Origin of the sequence: Trinickia sp. (genome assembly GCF_051954495.1) — a bacterium.
Taxonomy (GTDB): domain Bacteria; phylum Pseudomonadota; class Gammaproteobacteria; order Burkholderiales; family Burkholderiaceae; genus Trinickia.
The window spans coordinates 26,313-44,029 of record NZ_JBQCHR010000162.1 but is presented as its reverse complement, the minus strand read 5'-3'; the positions used below and the strand labels follow the sequence as shown (position 1 = coordinate 44,029).

The 17,717-nt window shown below is 61.9% G+C and carries 15 protein-coding genes and 1 pseudogene; 14 read left to right on the top strand and 2 right to left on the bottom strand.

The features are described 5' to 3' along the window. Positions 1 to 6: 6 nt before the first annotated feature. The 14 genes and pseudogenes from ACTHNR_RS22525 to ACTHNR_RS22460 form a co-directional block, all read left to right on the top strand. A pseudogene (locus ACTHNR_RS22525) lies at positions 7 to 1,296 on the top strand (3-hydroxyacyl-CoA dehydrogenase NAD-binding domain-containing protein); the annotation flags it as partial. Positions 1,297 to 1,354: 58 nt separating this feature from the next. Then, the gene (gene pncA / locus ACTHNR_RS22520) at positions 1,355 to 1,981 is read left to right on the top strand and encodes a bifunctional nicotinamidase/pyrazinamidase (protein ID WP_440550360.1); all 627 of its coding nucleotides are present in this window, start codon (positions 1,355 to 1,357) and stop codon (positions 1,979 to 1,981) included. 530 nt (positions 1,982 to 2,511) lie between these two features. Then, the gene (locus tag ACTHNR_RS22515) at positions 2,512 to 3,177 is read left to right on the top strand and encodes a lasso peptide biosynthesis B2 protein (protein WP_440550357.1); all 666 of its coding nucleotides are present in this window, start codon (positions 2,512 to 2,514) and stop codon (positions 3,175 to 3,177) included. A 9-nt stretch (positions 3,178 to 3,186) separates the two neighbouring features. Further along, complete coding sequence (locus ACTHNR_RS22510; RefSeq protein ID WP_440550354.1) at positions 3,187 to 4,947, top strand: asparagine synthase-related protein; 1,761 nt, start codon at positions 3,187 to 3,189, stop codon at positions 4,945 to 4,947. Between the two features lie 23 nt (positions 4,948 to 4,970). Next, the gene (locus ACTHNR_RS22505) at positions 4,971 to 6,728 is read left to right on the top strand and encodes an ATP-binding cassette domain-containing protein (protein WP_440550351.1); all 1,758 of its coding nucleotides are present in this window, start codon (positions 4,971 to 4,973) and stop codon (positions 6,726 to 6,728) included. A gap of 86 nt (positions 6,729 to 6,814) precedes the next feature. Beyond that, positions 6,815 to 7,420, top strand: a complete 606-nt coding sequence (locus ACTHNR_RS22500) for a hypothetical protein (RefSeq protein ID WP_440550348.1) — start codon at positions 6,815 to 6,817, stop codon at positions 7,418 to 7,420. 265 nt (positions 7,421 to 7,685) lie between these two features. Then, complete coding sequence (locus ACTHNR_RS22495; protein ID WP_440550345.1) at positions 7,686 to 8,882, top strand: efflux RND transporter periplasmic adaptor subunit; 1,197 nt, start codon at positions 7,686 to 7,688, stop codon at positions 8,880 to 8,882. Positions 8,883 to 8,884: 2 nt separating this feature from the next. Further along, positions 8,885 to 10,840: a MacB family efflux pump subunit gene (locus ACTHNR_RS22490; protein ID WP_440550465.1), complete on the top strand. Its 1,956-nt coding sequence runs from the start codon at positions 8,885 to 8,887 to the stop codon at positions 10,838 to 10,840. Positions 10,841 to 10,859: 19 nt separating this feature from the next. Further along, positions 10,860 to 12,269 (top strand): efflux transporter outer membrane subunit, encoded by a 1,410-nt coding sequence (locus tag ACTHNR_RS22485; protein WP_440550342.1) that lies wholly within the window; start codon positions 10,860 to 10,862, stop codon positions 12,267 to 12,269. A 106-nt stretch (positions 12,270 to 12,375) separates the two neighbouring features. Then, positions 12,376 to 12,678: a Dabb family protein gene (locus ACTHNR_RS22480; protein ID WP_440550339.1), complete on the top strand. Its 303-nt coding sequence runs from the start codon at positions 12,376 to 12,378 to the stop codon at positions 12,676 to 12,678. 12 nt (positions 12,679 to 12,690) lie between these two features. After that, positions 12,691 to 13,200 carry a PaaI family thioesterase gene (locus ACTHNR_RS22475; RefSeq protein WP_440550336.1) on the top strand — a complete coding sequence of 170 codons (510 nt, stop codon included), beginning with the start codon at positions 12,691 to 12,693 and terminating at the stop codon, positions 13,198 to 13,200. 82 nt (positions 13,201 to 13,282) lie between these two features. Then, entirely contained in the window at positions 13,283 to 14,281 is a 999-nt protein-coding gene (locus ACTHNR_RS22470; RefSeq protein ID WP_440550333.1) for an NADP-dependent oxidoreductase, read from the top strand. Between the two features lie 76 nt (positions 14,282 to 14,357). Continuing rightward, the gene (locus ACTHNR_RS22465; RefSeq protein ID WP_440550330.1) at positions 14,358 to 15,215 is read left to right on the top strand and encodes an SDR family oxidoreductase; all 858 of its coding nucleotides are present in this window, start codon (positions 14,358 to 14,360) and stop codon (positions 15,213 to 15,215) included. Positions 15,216 to 15,283: 68 nt separating this feature from the next. Then, entirely contained in the window at positions 15,284 to 15,715 is a 432-nt protein-coding gene (locus ACTHNR_RS22460) for a GNAT family N-acetyltransferase (RefSeq protein ID WP_440550327.1), read from the top strand. Between the two features lie 24 nt (positions 15,716 to 15,739). Here the strand turns inward: ACTHNR_RS22460 and ACTHNR_RS22455 are convergent, their stop codons facing one another. Together ACTHNR_RS22455 and ygfZ are read right to left on the bottom strand one after the other, a co-directional pair. Further along, complete coding sequence (locus ACTHNR_RS22455; RefSeq protein WP_440550325.1) at positions 15,740 to 16,606, bottom strand: NRDE family protein; 867 nt, start codon at positions 16,604 to 16,606, stop codon at positions 15,740 to 15,742. A gap of 20 nt (positions 16,607 to 16,626) precedes the next feature. Then, positions 16,627 to 17,685 (bottom strand): CAF17-like 4Fe-4S cluster assembly/insertion protein YgfZ, encoded by a 1,059-nt coding sequence (ygfZ, locus tag ACTHNR_RS22450; RefSeq protein ID WP_440550322.1) that lies wholly within the window; start codon positions 17,683 to 17,685, stop codon positions 16,627 to 16,629. Between the last annotated feature and the right edge of the window lie 32 nt (positions 17,686 to 17,717).

Here is a 17,717-nt window from a genome sequence, read left to right as displayed (position 1 = left end):
CAAGAGCACGCATTGCGCTATGCGCGGCTCGCGGAACGCGCGGCGGCCGAGATCGCCGACGTGCCGCCCGATACCCCGCTGCGGCCCATCGCCCGCGTGGCGGTCATCGGAGCCGGTACGATGGGAGGCGGCATCGCGATGAACTTCATCAACGCGGGCGTTCCGGTGACGCTCGTCGAAACGCATGCGGAGGCCCTCGAGCGCGGCCTGGCGACGATTCGCCGCAATTACGACGTCACGATACGAAAAGGCAAGCTCACTGAAGCGGAGCGCGATGCGCGCATGGCGCGGCTCGCGCCGACGCTCTCGTACGAGGCGATCGCCGACGCCGACCTCGTCATCGAAGCCGTATTCGAGGAAATGAGCGTCAAGGAGCAGGTGTTCGGCCAAATCGACGCCATCGCCAAACATGGCGCCATTCTCGCCTCCAATACGTCCACGCTCGACTTGAATTGCATTGCTGCGTTCACGCAACGACCGGCCGATGTCGTCGGCATGCATTTCTTCAGTCCCGCGAACGTCATGAAGCTGCTCGAGGTCGTGCGCGGGTCGGAAACGGCCAAGGACGTACTCGCCACGGTCATGCATGTCGCGAAAGCGATCGGCAAGACGGCGGTCGTGTCGGGCGTGTGCGACGGCTTTATCGGCAATCGGATGCTCGAGCAGTATTTCCGTCAGTCATGGTTCATGCTCGAGGAGGGCGCGCTACCGGAGCAGATCGATGGGGCGATCGAGGGATTCGGTTTTGCGATGGGCCCGTTCCGCATGAGCGACTTGGCCGGAAACGACATCAGCTGGGCAATCCGCAAGCGGCGCTACCGCGATACGCCGTGGCTCCGTTATCCGCGCGTGGCCGATCGGCTATGCGAAGCGGGACGATTCGGACAGAAGACCGGGGCGGGATGGTACGACTACCGGCCCGGCGAGCGCGAGCCGCATGTATCGAGCCTCGTGACGGACATGATCGTCGATTATTCTGCCGAGATCGGCTGCCCACGGCGCGCATTCGGCGATGATGAAATCGTCGAAAGGCTAGTCTATTCGCTTGTGAACGAAGGCGCGAAAATCTTGGCCGAAGGCATTGCATCGAAAGCGTCTGACATCGATGTCGTCTACTTGAACGGCTATGGTTTTCCGGCTATGCGCGGCGGCCCGATGTACTACGCGGACAGCGTGGGGCTCGATGCCCTCGCGCGGGCGATTCGCCGATACGCATCGCAGGTCAACGGCGACGCCTGGGAAACTGCGCCGCTTTTGGTGGAACTGGCGCGAAGCGGGCGACGCTTCTGCGAATAACACATTGCATACGGGCAGGCAAGCGGCCATGACGCCGGCCCATACGAGGCAAGGAAACATGAAGGGTTCCGAAGACGTACTGCTCGTCATCGACATGCAGAACGATTTCATGCCGAACGGTGCGCTAGCGGTGCCGAACGGCGACGAGATCGTCCCGATCGTCAACCGGCTGGCGGCCGGGTTCGAACATGTCGTGCTGACACAAGATTGGCATCCGCGCGACCACGTGTCGTTCGCGGCGAATCATGACGGACGCAAGCCGTTCGAGACAGTGACGCTCCCGTACGGCGAACAAGTGCTGTGGCCAGTGCATTGCGTGCAAGGCACGGCCGGCGCGGCGTTTCATGACGGGCTCGATGTGCCGCACGCGCGGCTCGTGATCCGAAAGGGCTATCGGCGGCACGTCGATAGCTACTCGGCCTTTGTCGAAGCCGATCGCCAATCGTCGACGGGCCTTGCCGGCTATCTGCGCGAACTCGGTGTCAAGCGCGTATGGTGCTGCGGGTTGGCGACGGATTATTGCGTGGCGTGGTCGGCGCTCGATGCGCGCGCGGCGGGCTTCGAAGTCATCGTCGTGGAAGACGCGTGCCGCGCGATCGACCTCGACGGCTCGCTGGGGCAGGCGGTGCGTCAGCTTGATGAGGGCGGGGTGCGGAGGGGGGATGCGGGCGAGCTGGCGACATAACTCATTGGAGGCGTGTCTGTTCCGACGACTTTGCGCAAGATAGGCCTCGCCACACTTTCATAATGGCGCTCTCGACAGTCAGCGTGAATCTTGGTCCGTGGGCTGCAAGATTTGATCAACAACGATTGCAACGACATCAGGTGGCCCGCCGAGCCCTGACGATCTTGCGGCCCAAAATAACTCATGCTTCCGCTCGATTATTAGCTTATCCGCATATCTCGAAATCCGTCTCATAAATTCCGAATCCTCCTGTTTCGCATAGCATTAATATTTCGTAACAAGCCTCGATTACCCAAACCTTTCATTAGTGTTACATTGTCGTCGCAGCATCCGCTGCACGAAACTGAGAGGTGTATAAAATGGAATCAAACAAAGCCGTTGTTTCCTTGATTGATTTTCTAGGACTCGAATCAACCAACGCGACTAGCAACACACGTGGCCGCCCTGGCGGTTCAATGCAAGAGATGACTATGTGGGTCTATCGACGTTAATAGAAATCATCAAACCCCGCTTGTGCGGGGTTCACAATCATGCATCGACACCTTAACGACAATATTCGCTGCGCATGGTTTGAGGATCAATTGATCATTCTTGATCTGGTTGCGGACGCATACGCCATTCTCTCGCACGAACAGTCTGAAGAACTCCGGGCGGCGTCGAAATATTCGATAGCAAATCAAAGCCCATTCATTCGTTTATTCAAGCGTGAATTATTTGAACTACCAGACCCTAAATTGTGGACGGCACAAGCCTCGTACACCGGCGTCTCGGAGAACTGCTGGTCGCTGTCGGCAGATGAGGTGGCAGGCATCCGCAGTTTGAAAAAATTAAGACGGGCCGTGCGAATCATTCATTTAGTGCACAAAACGTCGAACAAGCACCGCATACATGGACTGATCGGGCTGCTGCGCGAGTACCCACCAACTGGCGCACCAGGCGTGATAGAGAACAATCTGGCCGAGTATACGCGCACTCTAAATCTCGCATGCCTACTTTACCCACGAAGAACAAAATGTCTTGAATGGGCATTCGCACTTAATATTTTACATGCTGAGTTTGGGGTGCGATCGAAAATCGTGATTGGCGTGCAAAATCGGCCATTTTACGCTCACGCGTGGGTTGAAGCCGATGCAACGGTCTGCGGCGACGATTCTCGCCTTCGCGAGCAACTCTCCGTCATATATGAATCCATCTGAGTTTATCTTATGGTTTATTTTGTAACGTTTCCATCTAAGTCACAAATCGATGATTCCAAGGGAAACGGAGATTTGACCTGGAAGGCGAACAATTCGATAATTGCGACGCATCGACTATCCGACGAGGCGAGAGGAGTCGTGTCATCATGCTTCGGGCAAGCGAAATTTGGCTTCTGGTCAATTGCCGGCGACATATTTTCGTCCTTAGATGACGAGAAAATTGACGGTGAGCGATTTTCCAATGATTTAATTTCTCGCCCAAATTTCGTTTGCCGTCATTATTGGGGGCGATATGGTGCGTGTGTCTACGATAAAAAGGCAAATCATTTTATTGTTCTAGTCGACCCGTGCGGTCAGTTTCCGCTCTATTATCGAAGAATGCGCAACGGAGAGGTACATTTCGCATCGAAATTGCAAGAACTTCTTTACATTGGGGGGAGCAAGCCTGAGCCAGACATTCCGTACCTGCACGCGTATATGCACTACGGTTACGGAGAGAGTACGCGTACTGGCTGGAAGAACATCGATATGCTGGAGCCGGGAAGGGCGCTAATCGTCGCTTCGAATCGACCGCTCGAACGGCCGCGGTTGTGGTCGCCGGGCCGACGTCCGCAACCATCCGGCACGGGGGATTTCATCGCACGGCTTGGCGGTGTGTTGGCCGCGACGATGCCAACGAACTCGCGTGTGATTCTGGAACTATCGGGTGGCGTCGAATCGAGTGCCTTGGCGGTTGCACTAGAGCAGCAATCGAGGCAGGACGGTGTTGTTGCGGTGACGTACTTCGATCCGTCCAGGTCGGCTTCTAACGAAGTGGACATAGCACAGCAGGTGGCCCGCGCTTGCGGCCTGCGCCATGAAGTTTTCCCATTGCTTCAGCGGTTGCCGTTTGCTCCATCGATGAAGTCGCCCATCACAGCGAGGCCATCGATGGAGTTGTGTTTCCTCGCGCAGATAGAAGCATTTGCCGAAGCTGGTCTATCGGGTGCAGACGTAACGCGATTGAACGGGCATGGTGGCGATGCGTTGTTTCTTGCCCCTCCGCCATTCGGGGTCGCGCTTGATGCGATGAGCAGAGGGCGCCTGGCGCGAGCGATGGCAGCGGTTCGCGATCTCGCCTTTACGTATCGCATGCCTGTATGGCAGGTCTTGCGTGAACTTCTGAGTGATGCTAGCCGCTATTTGGCGAACGACGTCGGACCGATTGCGTCGCCGTCGGTCATTCGCGTCCAGCCGCCACCGCCTTTGGGTCTCTTCGATGACATCCTTCGCGCGTTTTCACTCAGACTTCAGCCTGGTCGACGCTGCCAGATCGTCGCGTTGAACGCCACGATCGATGAGACGTCCGACGACGCGCGTCAAGCTGCTGCTTTACCTCTAAGGCCTTTCTTGACGCAACCTATCGTGGAGTGGGCGTTACGCGCGAGACCCGAGGATCTCTTTTCCGCCTTTTCAAATCGACTCCCGATTAGGGAAGCAACGTATCGGGCGAAGCCGTTGCCTAGCGTATGGCGTACAGACAAAGGCGATACGACGCACACCACGCTTCTTGGCCTGCATCGGCACCGAAATTATGTCAGGGAGATTTGCCTCGAAGGTAAGTGTGCGTCGGATGGATCTGTCGATCGCGCCGGCATGGAGAAACTGCTTAACAGAGCCGCGCTCGGGTACGCCGAGGGTTTGCACGAGATTACACGGGTCTTCGCCGTGGAGATGTTTTTAAACAGTTCGCCGTCTGGGGAGGGCGCGGATCATAAGGTCACGCGCTGATCATTTCACAACGGGGATAAACGATGCGTCTTCGTACTATTTCAACCGATTATGCTTCGGCCTATCGGGTAGTCCGCTCCCGGTATGGAAAGCTGTCGAATCACATCGTCTTGGCGTCGCTGTTCGTGGTTGTAGCCGCTATTCTTGAAACCCTGATCCCGTACGTGTTTCGCGAAACGACAAATCAACTGACCACGCGCGGTGATGGTATGGCTGTCACATCGGTTGTTTTGGCGGGGGCATACGGCACACTTTGGACGATCGCCCGAGTGTTGGATTGGATCAAAAATGCGGTATCAGCCGCGATGCTCGCAAGGTGCGATGCCGCGTTCCAATCGGCCTTTTACGCCCGCTTCCTGCGCTTGGAATTCGATCGATGGATCGGGATGGATCAGGGCGCAACGATCGCAACGATCAGTCGTAGCAAGGATGCCTTCAGCTCGATGACGTTCGCACTCATGTGGGCCATCGGCCCGGCGATTTTGCAATTGGCATTTGCTTCCACTGTCCTTAGCCTGACGACAGGGCCCCTCTTCGGCCTAGTGTTCGCTGCATCGATCCTCGTGCTATTCACCATAACGTGTACGTTGGCCGAGCGTAGCAAAGGCGCATACGCGGCGATCTTCGACGCAAATAACCGGGTGACGAGCTATCTGCTGGAGAGGCTAGCATCGTTGGCCGATTTGAAGCTGAACGACGCATATGCTAGAGAGGAAGCCCGATTCGGGAAAGTGCTGGATCGATATGTTGCCAACGTATCTCATGGCAATGCGCGAATCGCGGGGTTGCTGGCCTGTCAAAGCCTTTTTGCCGGCGTGCTGTTGACGGTTTTCACCGTGCTATCCGCAACAAAGGTCGTCAGCGCATCGCTGACGCCAGGCGACTTCGTGATGGTCGTCGGATACATCGTCGTCCTGACCGCCCCCCTTACAACGCTCGCAGCCTCTCTCTCCGAGCTGAGGAAAGACCATCTAGCACTGCAAGAAGGATTGGAACTGATACGGTTGCCGAACGAAGCCGGTTCGGCATCCTGTCGCTTCGACCGGTTAGCTCCCGTGGCTTTGTCGATGGAGGGCGTCACCGTCAAGCGCGGGGAAAGGGAACTACTGTCGGCCGTCGACCTCCAGGCTCTCGTCAACGAGATGACGGTAATTGTTGGCCCGTCAGGCGGTGGCAAATCTACGCTTGTTCACATCGCGCTGGGTCTTGTTAGACCGCTGAACGGATCGGTCCGCATGCTTGGGGTCGACCTGAAAGACGTGGCGACACCGGTCGTTGCAAGCGAAGCTGGGGCAGTCCTCCAACGCTCGTTTGTTTTCACCGGAAGCCTTAGGGACAACCTCTTGTTCGGATGCGAGAGCGAGCCGACCGACTCGTTCCTGATGGAGATAGTGACGGAGCTGGAACTTGAGGGGCTGACGAAGTGCCGAAGCGGAGACGTTCTGGATCAACAACTCGGCGTCCAAGGCAATGAATTGTCCGGGGGGGAACGCCAACGAATTGCGCTGGCGCGCGCCCTGGTGCGGCGCCCGCGGGTGCTGATTCTGGATGAACCCACTGCCTCGCTCGACCCTGAACGGGAAAGACGGATCATCGAGCGCGTGAGGCGCAGGGTGCCCACGATCATCGCGGTAACGCATCGGGAAGCGTTGCTTGCACTCGCGGATCGCGTGTACGAAGTCAATGACGGCCGCGTCTCTGAGTTGCTTCCTGCTCGGGCACGATCCGCCGGCGCGTTCCAGAGCGGACACAGAGAGTGCTTTCGTTCGCGGGAGGTTTGAACCCCGAAACAGTCGGAGGGGGGCCGCCACGCGGTCCTCCGCCGAGAGGCTCAACGTTTTGTAACTTACTAGGGCAGGACGAACGCATGAACTTCTTCACCGAGCACATCTATGTCGAGCCGCGAGCACTGACGCCGGCGGCGACGCCTGAACGTTTCGCCGCGATCGTCGGCACGGTCGTCGTCTCGACCGAGCATGAAATCATTGGCCGCAATGGCGAGCACTTGCAGTTTTATGTCGCCATCGGCAACGGCGTGAGATATCAAGTCGACGTCAATATTCAATCGAGCGACGGCCGTCCGATCGAAATGTACGTCGGCGCGGAAAACGTCGACGCTGTCGGCGTCTCGCCCAACGAACCGTTCGGCGCGCCGCAATACGGCGTGTTTTCCAACGCGGCCTTAAGCTACGCGGGAATCGGCCTAGCCGATGCCATGTTTTCATCGGTCAGCGCCGTGCGCATCCAGCAGCAACTCGAGGCGGCATTCGCGCAGTCCAGCTTCGTCGCCATCTACGGCTTGGTGTTCGACGACGGCGGACCGAACGGCAAAGGCATCCACGAAACGCATTTGAACGTCACGCGCTCGAATCAGGACGGCGCGCTCGCCGTGTACGCGAAGGATGCCGGCGGCCAGCCGCAACGCAAGTGGTTCTTCTTCAAATTCGTCGAAGACCACATCGCCGCACGCTAGGTGCCGAGCCGATACCGGTGAGCATCCCGAGAGGCATACCGATTGGGCATCCCTGCGTTTGAGCGCCCGCGAAGGCGTCTCGTTAACACTTTGTAACAACTACTTCGTTCGCTCAGATTTTCGAGACGATTACAGTACTTCGCCGGCGCCTCACCGGTACCGCGCAGCCCATCTGATCGCGCGCGGCGGGTCCACCGCTTGCCGCTGTCTCACGACAGTGGAGGGCGTTTCTTCGTCGCCGGTTGCGGCGCCCATCTCCTATTGCATGATCGATAAACGATACCGTTGGCCTCTGGCCGGCTTCGCATTGCTCGTTGCGCTCGCGCTGACTGTCGGCCTCTATCGCCGCCTGACGGCGAACGAGACGCCACCGTATCTCACGGCCCGCGTCGAGCGCGCCGACTTGGAAGACGCCGTACTTGCGGTAGGCACGCTGCACGCGCATCGGCAGGTCGATGTGGGCGCTCAGGTGTCGGGGCAACTGAAGGTTCTCGCAGTCGAACTTGGCGATCAAGTACACGCCGGCCAGCGTTTGGCCGAGATCGATCCCACGTTGCTCGACCATGCGCTTCGCCATGCGCAAGCCAACGAGCGCGCACTGCAGGCTGAGCGCAATGCGTCGCTGGCTCGCCTGCAAAAAGCATCGCTCGCGGCAAAGCGTGAGCAAGCCCTATGGGACAGCGGCGCAACGTCGCAGGACGCACTCGAGCGCGCTCGCGCCGATCTGCACGTGGAGCGCGCCAATCTCGACGAACTCGGCGCACGTGCGGAACAAGCGCGCATCGAAGTCGAAAAGGCGAAGGCGAATGCCGGCTATACGCGCATCGCCGCGCCGATGTCCGGCGAGGTCGTCGCTATCGTGACGCGCCAAGGACAAACGGTCATCGCCGAACAGCAGGCGCCCGTCATTCTCAAACTGGCCGATCTCGATACGATGACTGTCAAGGCGCAGGTATCGGAGGCGGACGTGCTGCGCGTCATGCCCGGCCAGCCGGTGCACTTTACCGTCCTAGGCGATCCCGACAGCCGCTATGAAGGCACAGTGCGCGCCATCGAGCCCGCTCCGCCTGAATTCGCCGAATCGCCGTCTGCGCCTGCCTCCACCGGTACGAGCGGCGGGACATCTCGTGGCGGGGCAGCCGTCTTTTACAACGCCTTGTTCGAGGTGCCCAACCCCGACCATCGTCTGCGTATTGCGATGACGGCCCAGGTGTCGATCGTGCAAGGCACGGCGAAGCAAGCGCTTGTGGTTCCCGCCTCCGCGCTGGGTGCGAAGTCTTCCGATGGGGCTTACGCCGTACGCGTACGCGCCGCAAGCGGCGAGGTGCAATCGCGGCAGATTCGCGTCGGGCTCAACAATCAAGTGAAGGCACAAGTGCTATCGGGCCTGAGCGAAGGCGAGCATGTCGTCGTCGGCGAAGCGCCGGGTGACGGGGCTGCTTCATCCGCCGAGCGCAGCTGATGATGGCCACACCCCTGCTGCAACTCCTCGGCGCCACGCGCTGCTTCGAGGCGGGAGAGAAGCGGATTGCCGTCCTGCATGAAATCGACCTGACGATCGATGCCGGCGAATTCGTCGCGATCATGGGAGCGTCCGGCTCGGGAAAGACAACCCTGATGAATCTGCTGGGGTGCCTCGACCGTGCAAGCACGGGTTGCTATCGCGTCGGCGGCATCGACGTCGATACCCTTGGGCCCGACGAACTGGCGCGTCTGCGTCGCGAGCGCTTCGGGTTTATTTTTCAGCGATACCATTTGTTGCCTCACTTGACCGCCGTCGACAACGTACAAGTGCCGTCGGCTTATGCGGGCGTCGGGAAACGTGATCGTTCGGCCCGCGCCCACGCGCTGTTGGCCCAGCTCGGACTAGCGGAGCGCGCGAGGCATCGACCGAATCAGCTTTCAGGGGGACAGCAGCAGCGTGTCAGCATCGCCCGAGCATTGATGAACGGGGCGGACGTGATCTTGGCCGACGAGCCGACGGGCGCCCTCGATAGCCGCAGCGGGCGCGATGTCATGCGTATCTTGGGCGAACTGCACGCCGCCGGACACACGGTCGTCGTCGTGACGCATGACGAACATGTTGCCTCGCACGCGCACCGTATCGTGGAAATGCACGACGGCAAGATCGTCGCAGACCGTATGCGCGCTGAATCGCCGCCTAGCGAGCGCGCCGCAGCACGTGCCCAGCCGTTCCTCCGCCCGGCCGCGCGAAGCATCTCATCGAGCGCAGGCCAAGCGCTGTCGATGGCCTGGGCCGCGCTAACCGCCCACCGGCTGCGCACGCTGCTGACCATGCTCGGAATCGTGATCGGCATCATGTCGGTGGTATCGATCTCCGCCATCGGCGAAGGCGCGAAACGGTTCTTGCTCGATGAGATCGGTTCAATAGGCACCAATACGATCGATGTGTATCCAGGCCGAGATTGGGGCGACAGCGACGCCGAGCGGATCAAGACGCTCGTCGCGGCCGACGCGGATGCACTCGGCGAGGAAGCCTACGTCGACAGCGTCACGCCCAGCATCTATCGGACTGCCACGGTTCGACACGGCAACGCCAATGTGCAGGCCACGATCAACGGCGTGGGCGAGCACTACTTCCAGGTGCGCGGACGCTCCATCGCTTCCGGCATGGCATTGACCGCGGAGGCGGTGCGCCGCTACGCCCAAGTGGCCGTAATCGACGAGCACACGCGGCGCACGCTCTTCGGCGTCGCGGGCGATCCGATCGGCCGAACCATCCTGATCGGCAACGTTCCGTGCACCGTGATCGGCGTGACGGCGGACAAGCAGTCCTTTCTAGACGGGGGCATGCGCAATTTGACAGTGTGGGTGCCGCACACCACGGCTGCCGCGCGTCTGTTCGGCAGCCGGCGCCTAGACGGCATCACGGTGCGGATCAAAGCGGGGCAGTCGGGCGAGGCGGCAGAACAGAGCGTCGTGGAGCTGCTCACGCGCCGTCACGGCAGAAAGGACTTTTTCACTTACAACATGGACAGCGTGGTCAAAACGGTCGAGTCGACGAGCCGCACATTGACGCTGCTGTTGTCGCTGATCGCGCTTGTCTCGCTCGTCGTGGGGGGCATCGGGGTGATGAACATCATGCTCGTCTCCGTTACCGAACGCACGCGCGAAATCGGCATTCGGATGGCTGTCGGCGCCAGGCGCCATGACGTACTGCTGCAATTTCTCGCCGAGGCGGCGCTCATTTGCTTCATGGGCGGCGCCATCGGAATCGCGCTGTCGTTCGGCCTCGGCTTCATGTTCTCGGCGTTCGTCACGCAATGGAGCATGGTCTTTTCTCCGAGTGCTCTGCTGATGGCCGTTGCCTCGTCGACGGCGATCGGCATCGCGTTCGGTTTCCTACCCGCGCATCGCGCGGCGCGGCTCGACCCGGTCGAAGCGCTTGCGCGCGATTGAAACGGATAGGAAATCAACGATGAACGCTCCAACGCTTCTCCGAGCACTCACGACAATTACGACACTCACGATCATGCCGCTCTTGGCAGGGTGCGCGCAGTGCGCGCGGCACGCGGCCCTGCCAACGCCCGATCTGCCCAACCAATGGCGTGCACCCGACACATCGTCGGTCGTATCGGAGCCGAAGTCGCGAGGCGACGCAACGCCTACCGATCGCATTCAATGGTGGCAAGCCTTTGGCGACGCGTCCCTCGACGCGTTGATCGAGGAGGCGCTTGCGAAGAATGCCGACCTGGCCGATGCCGCAATCCTCGTTCGCCGCGCGCAGATCGAAGCTGGGCTCGTCGGCGCGCGGCTCGGCCCGCAGGCAAGTATGGTCATCAGCGCGGATGCGGCTCGCGATCTCGATACGGGGCATGCCGGGCTGCGCTCGGGCGTCAACGGAACGGTGTCGTACGAACTCGACCTCTGGGGAAAGCTCGCGGCGCGACGCGATGAAGCGGCGTGGCGCGCCGATGCGAGCGAAGCCGACCGTGAAGCTGCGGCGCTCGCGCTCATCGGCGCCACAGCGAAGCTTTACTGGCGCATTGGCCACTTGAATGAAGTCGTGGCGCTAGGGCAAGCCGCGATCGCCGATGCGGAACGGATCGTGTCGATCGCCCAAGCGCGGCTAGCCGCCGGCGCGAGCTCGCCGGTCGATGTCGCACAGGCTCGCCAGCAGCTCGCTCAAGCACGCGCCGATGTGTTGCAGTGGCAGCAACAGCGAGAAGCGAAACGCAACGCGCTGGCGCTGCTGCTAGGGACGGCGCCCGAGACGCGCCGCGCCGAGCCAATCGACCTTTCGTCGTCAGTCGTACCGCAGGTACCGCCGCGCGCGCCGGCTCTCATGCTCGCGCACAGGCCAGATGTGCGCGCGGCCGAATGGCGACTGCGGGCGCAACTGGCTCGAATCGATTTCTCACGCGCCAGCCTTTACCCTGGCTTTACGCTCACGGGCGAATTCGGCACGAGCAGCGATATGCTCGTACGGGCAGTGCAAAACCCGGTCGCTTCGATCGGCGCGGCGATTGCATTGCCGTTCCTGCAATGGAACACCCTGCGGCTGAACGCTGCGTTGGCCGAAGCGGACTTCGATCGCGCCTCGGTCGACTTCCGCCGGGTGCTCTATCGAGCGCTCGCCGACGTCGAAGATGCCTTGGTCGTCAAGGCGCAACTCGACAGTGCGGCAAGACTTCGATGGCAGGCGGCAAGCGACGCGGCGATGGCGTCGGCGCTCGTGCGCACGCGGTACGAAAATGGGGCAATCGATATTGCGCCGCTGCTCGACGCTCGGCGCAGCGAGCGCAAGGCTCAACTCGATCGGGCCGCGAATCGTCTGGCGCGGCTGGAAAATCGTATGGATCTGTTTCTGGCTCTAGGCGGAGCGTAGCGCGGCGGGCAACTAGCCATTCAGCCGACTGCCGCCTCCCAACGATGCGAGTATCATCCGTCGCTACCGCCGAATTTACGGCACCCCACACAGAGGAGTTCGTAAAGTGATTCGTCACATCGTCATGTGGAAGCTGAAAGAATCGGCCGAGGGCGCCGGCCGGGCCGAGAACGCACGCATTTTCAAGGAACGGCTCGAAGCCTGCCGCAATATCGTGCCGGGCATTTTGCGTCTCGAAGTCGGCATTGCCCAACCGGGGCTCGAGTCGACCTACGATGTCGTCCTCGTCTCCGAGTTCGCGGACAAAGCCGCGCTCGATGCCTATCAAGTGCATCCCACGCACGCGGCGTTGAAGGATTTCGTGATGGCTGTTCGCGAATCGCGCGAGTGCGTCGATTACGAAGTCTAGAGAGGCAAGCGCATGACATCCGAACGGCAGCATCCGGCTGCTACAGCCGCAGCCCCGGCGGCCGAGCGTGAACGCACGATCGAGAGCCCGTTCGTCGATCATCTTGGCGTCCGGCTCGTTGGCGCCGCGAACGGCGAAAGCGAGGTCGCGCTCGCGCTTGCCGACACGCAGTTGAACACCTGGCAAGTCGCTCATGGCGGCGTGACGATGACACTGGCCGACGTAGCACTCGCCACTGCCGCTCGCAGCTTGGCCGACGATGGCGTCGGGGTCGTCACGGTGGAGATGAAGGTCACGTTCATGCAGCCCGGGCGAGGGGAGTTGCGCGCGTTCGGTCGCGTGCTGCATCGCTCGAGCACGATGGCGTACTGCGAGGGCGAAGTGCGCGACAGCAGCGGGCATTTCGTCGCCAAGGCGCTGGGCACGTTCAAATACATGCGGCGGCTCGCGGTAGGGCGCGATGTCGTCGAGCAGAAGCGGCGCGGCTCGCCCGGCGCCAAGCCCGGCCCCAGTGACGGTTGAGCGACCCGCCCTTACCCTCGCGCATCCGTGCATGTTTTTCGCTGCGGCTCCGTCCACTTACCCACCGGAAAGAGGGATTGCCATGACACAGATGAATCGCCGCATCTTGCTCGCATCGCGTCCGCAAGGGCCGATCTCGTCCGACAACTTCAAACTCGAGGCTGCGCCGCTCGCTCCGCTGGCCGAAGGCCAGTTTCGCGTCCGCAATCTCTATTTGTCGATCGACCCCTACATGCGTGGCCGCATGAGCGACGCAAAGTCGTACGCGCAACCTCAGGCGCTCGGTGAAGTGATGCTCGGGGGAGCGGTGGGCGAGGTCGTCGAGTCGAAACATCGGGGGTTTGCAGCGGGCGATAAAGTCACCGGCATGTTCGGCTGGCAGGAATACGCCATCTCCGACGGTGCAGGCGTGCGCAAGGTCGACGACTCGATCGTGCCGCTCACGGCCTATCTGGGCGTGGCGGGCATGCCGGGCGTGACCGCTTGGTATGGGTTGAACAAGATCATCGCGCCGCGCGCAGGTCAAACCGTCGTCGTCAGTGCGGCGAGCGGGGCTGTCGGCAGCGTCGTCGGGCAATTGGCCAAGCTGGCCGGATGTCGGGCCGTCGGCATCGCGGGCGGCGAGCGCAAGTGCCGCTACGTGGTGGACGAACTCGGGTTCGACGGCTGCGTGGACTACAAGGGCGGCAATCTCTATCGAGACTTGAAGGCGGCAACGCCCGACGGCGTGGACGGCTACTTCGAAAATGTCGGCGGCGAGGTGCTCGACGCAACGCTTGCGCGCATGAACCCGTTCGGCCGCATCGCGGTGTGCGGCATGATCGCGGGCTATGACGGACAACCGGTGCCGATGAAGCAGCCATCGATCATCCTGACGATGCGCTTGCTCGTGCAAGGCTTCATCGTGACGGAACACCTCGACGTTTGGCCCGAAGCGCTGAGCACGCTCGCTACGCTTGTCGCACAAAAGAAGCTCCATTACCGCGAAAGCATCGTCGAGGGGCTCGAACAGGCGCCGGAAGCGTTGATGGGATTGTTGCAAGGCAAGAATTTCGGCAAGCAGATCGTCAAGATCGCCTGACCCACGCTCGTCCGTCGCATCGCCAGCCGCCGCGCTTCGCCGCGGCCGAGCGCGGGCAGGGCATAGCGGAGCAAGCATGGAACTATTCGAAAACAAAGTCGCGGTCATTACGGGCGCCGGCAGCGGCTTTGGCCGGGCCTTCGCTCAAAAGGGCGCCGAGCTCGGCATGAAGCTCGCGCTGGCCGACATCGACACGCGCGCGCTCGACGAGGTTGTCGGCTCGCTTGCGGCTTCGGGCGCCGATGTGATTGGCGTGCCGACCGACGTATCCGACGGCAGCGCCGTCGAGGCGCTCGCGCAACGAACGCTCGATGCGTACGGCAAAGTCCACTTGGTGTTCAACAACGCGGGCGTGGGGGCGAGCGGCTTCGTTTGGGAAATGAGCTCCAACGATTGGTCTTGGGTCTTCGGCGTCAACGTCATGGGCGTCGCACACGGCGTGCGCGTGTTCACGCCGATCATGCTTGCGCAAAACGAGCCGGCGCATATCGTCAATACAGCCTCCGTGGCCGGCTTGATTTCTCCGCCCGCGATGGGCGTCTATAACGCCTCCAAGCACGCCGTCGTCGCGCTGACCGAGACGCTTTATCACGATCTTCATCGCGTCGGCGCGTCGGTAGGCTGCTCACTCCTATGTCCAGCCTTCGTCCCCACGGGCATCGCCGAAGCCGAACGCGGGCGGCCCGAGCGCTGGCGAAACGAGGCGCTGCCTTCGGCCTCGCAATTGCTGGCGGGTAGGGAGATCCGCAAGGCCGTGCGCTCGGGGCGGCTCAGCGCGGACGATATCGCCGAGGCGACATTCGATGCCGTGCGCGCCAATCGGTTCTACATCATCACCCACCCGGCCATCATGGAAAGCGTGCGTGTGCGGCATGACGACATCGAGCAAATGCGCATGCCGTCAGATCCTTCGCCGCCGCGGACGCAGGCGTAGCGGCGCCGTCGCCCGCGTGCGCGCGGCGAGATGAGTGCTGGGAAGGGTAGGGAACCAGGGAGAAGCCGATGCGGAGCGTCACGATAGCGGCAGGAGACTGGGGCAAGCTCGGCGCGGACGCCGCACGCGTGCGTGAGGCAGTTTTCGTCCGCGAGTTGCAAATCGCCGCTCCGTTCGTATCGGACGAAGCCGATTCCGATGCGCTCCATGTCGTGGCCTATGCGCACGGCGATGCGGTGGCGGCCGCGCGCTTACTGCCCAACGGCGCGGTCGGCCGGCTTGCCGTGCTTCCCTCGGCCCGCCGCATGGGAGTCGGTTCATTGGTCTTGCGCGCGCTGATCGAGCATGCCGCTCATCGCGGCGATGCCTGTCTTAGGCTATACGCGCAACACGAAGCCGTGCCGTTTTACCTTCGGCACGGGTTTTCGACTGTGGGAGCGCCGTTCTACGAGGCCGGCGTCGAGCACATCGAAATGATGAAATCGCTCGACGCAGTGTGAGTCTAGGAAGGCGGCGTTAGCGCGCTAACGCACAGGATCGTTGAAGCCGACACTTCGGTGGCGCCCCCTCTTGTCAAAGGGCGGGTCGATCGCAAACTTGAACCGGCGCTCGTAGTTGCCCGGGCGTACGAGACGATGCGAACCGTCGTCATCGCTTCGCTCGATGATGTCCACACTCAAGGCCGCGCCGTCGGTCGCAACGCGCAGCGCAGTCGTGCCGCGCGTACCGTAACCTGCCGTTTCGATGAACGCTGCCGATAGCGCCCGTTCTCTTTCGAGCGAGATCCCCGTGGAAGGCAGTTCGGCGTCCGGCGCGATGCGCGGGTCACGCATCAATGCGATCAAGGCGTCGAGCGAGGGCGCATCTTCGCCTTTCGCGAGCGCACCGAGCTCGGTCCGCTTGCGCACGAGCTTGGGCCACGGCGTATCGAGCACGGCGTTGGAAATCCCGTGCACGCCGGCCGGCAGCCTCGACGGCGGCGAATCGGCCTGATTGCAATACCAGGCGAGTTCACGGCGTGCCAAATCGCCGACGATCAAGTTGAACCCGTTGTACTGGGCCGCGCGCGCGGAGACGCACCGCAGGTAATCGAGCGGCTGCTGCACGGGGCCGGTCAAATAGTCGGCGACGAGCGTCCCGCGCGTAGGCGCATCGGCGCGGAACGCTTGCGGGGCGCGATAGTTCGTCAGTGCGGCGAAGCGTCCGTCGCGCGAGAGTCCGAGCCACGTTCCGCCGCCCACGAGGTCACGCCCCGCCAGCACGCCCGAGCCATCGGGCCACCAGTCGAGCGGCGCGGTCTCGCGCGAAAGGTACTCGTCGCGGTTGGCGGCTAACGTGAGCACCGCCCCGCCGGCAGCTTCGGGACGCCAGTCGAAAACGATTAGGCACATAGGTCGGCTCGATCAGCCGCTCACACTTCGCTAGGCAAAGCGTAAGGCAGCGGCTGGAAGGCCAGTGCGGGACCGTCCGCCGCGCCCAGATGGACGCTACCACCCTCGAGCGCGGCTAATTTGATCTCGGCAAGCAGATCGAAGCCGCCATTAGGCGCGGCGGCCGCATTCACGATCATGCCGCACGGCTGACTCGGATCGTCAGAATGAAACAGCTCGACGCCCGCATGCACCGAAGGCTCGGCCGCTTCGCCCGAAGCGGCGGCGCCGGCCACATGCGCCAGCGCCGTGCGACGTTTGATCGTCCCTCGATACTGGCTGCGCGCCACGATTTCCTGCCCCGGATAGCAGCCTTTGCGGAAATTCACGCCGCCGATCACGTCGAAATTGACCATTTGCGGCACGAACTGCTCAAGCACGCCCTGCGTGATGCGCGGCTCGCCCGCATGAATGTCCAGCCAGTCCCATACAGCCGGGGACACCCGCGACAACTCGCCCTCGAGCGCCGGTAAGCGCTCTTGCACGAGCGCCTTCGGTCCCACCCACAGGTATCGGGCACGCGAAGCCGCATCGGGAACGCGAATGAGCGACCCGGCAGGCCCGGCCACGTGCACGTGCACGCCGTCCGGCAACGCATCGAATAGTCGCGACAGCGGCGCGCGAACGTCGCCGGCGAAACCGACGACGGCCACCGAATCGGTCACATCGGCAAGCTTCGCCTTGGCGCGCAAGACGAACATCGACAGCCGCTTTTGCACGGCCGCGGTCAGTTCCTTCGACACGAGCAAGCGCACCGCATCCGCCGCGCGCCAGACCAGCATGGAGGCGAGCAGGCGGCCTTTGGGCGAGCAGTAGCCGGCCAGCCGGGCGCCAGCGGCGTCCAAATGCTCGATGTCGTTCGTGAGCTGACCATGCAGGAAGGTGGCGGCATCGTCGCCGGCCGCGTCGATGACGCCGAACTGGTCGAGCGTCATGAACGCGCCACGCGAGAGCGCCGCTTCGAACTCGGCGGCAGCCGGCCGCAAGGGCGCATGGATCGGTGCGGAAGGGGAGGAAACGGGGGCGTTCGGTTCGTTCATGGAATTCGTGGCTAGTCAATCCTGACTTCGGC